The organism is Enterobacter cloacae complex sp. P13B (assembly GCF_014895915.1).
Taxonomy (GTDB): domain Bacteria; phylum Pseudomonadota; class Gammaproteobacteria; order Enterobacterales; family Enterobacteriaceae; genus Enterobacter; species Enterobacter bugandensis.
On sequence record NZ_JADBQN010000132.1, the window covers coordinates 1 to 722 of the forward strand.

A 722-nucleotide genomic window follows, 5' to 3' on the forward strand; every position below is an offset into this window, starting at 1 on the left:
CAATTAACTATAGGAATATTTAGTAATGGCAGATATTAAAGAGAGATTGAGACTATATGAAGGCTCATTAGACTATCAAAAATATAAAGGGTACTATAAGAATGGTAAATTTTGGACGTACAAAGATTCACTTGGCTACCCTACAATTGGGTACGGTCACTTAGTACAGAAAGGTGAAGATTTCAGTAATGGATTAACACCGATTGAAGCAGACATTCTATTAGCTCATGATATCGAAAAGGCTAAAGCAGAACTACGTACACTTAATCTGGGTACGTTGCCTACTGATATTGAGGACTATCTAATAATTATGATCTTCCAGTTGGGTTTAGCTGGTACGAGTAAATTTAAGAAACTACTTGCAGCGGCAAAGATTGGTGATCGTGATGGTATACGTAGAGAATCAAAAGATTCACTATGGTATAAGCAGACAAAATCACGTGTCGATGATATGAATAATCAATTAAAGTGGAAATAATAAAGGGGCTTATCGCCCCTTTTCTTTTTCCTGTTGTTCTAGAATTGTGATAATACGTTCAATCTTCAAATCCAGTTGATGTATCTGGTTTTGGATTACTCGCGTAGTTGCTTCTAGGTCTTCATGATCCACATTTAAACGGGCAATATCCGTAGTATGACCAGAAACAGTAGATTCAAGAGATGTTACTCTATCCATTAAATCATCAGTATCTTCAGACTTATCACGGTATATTGTCCATAAT

At 35.6% G+C, this 722-nt stretch carries 2 protein-coding genes; one reads left to right on the forward strand and one right to left on the reverse strand.

All coding sequences use genetic code 11. From position 1 onward, the window contains the following. Positions 1-25: 25 nt before the first annotated feature. On the forward strand, positions 26-478 hold the full coding sequence (locus IM273_RS22280) for a glycoside hydrolase family protein (protein WP_050861055.1): 453 nt from the start codon (positions 26-28) through the stop codon (positions 476-478). A gap of 9 nt (positions 479-487) precedes the next feature. Here IM273_RS22280 and IM273_RS22285 read toward each other — a convergent pair. Then, a partial coding sequence (locus IM273_RS22285) for a hypothetical protein (RefSeq protein WP_193055671.1) occupies positions 488-722 on the reverse strand: 235 nt, incomplete at its 5' end.

What these genes read in the sequence shown, in the direction of transcription:
- IM273_RS22280 (WP_050861055.1), top strand. Translation starts at nt 26, where the DNA reads ATGGCAGATATTAAAGAGAGATTGAGACTATATGAAGGCTCATTAGAC.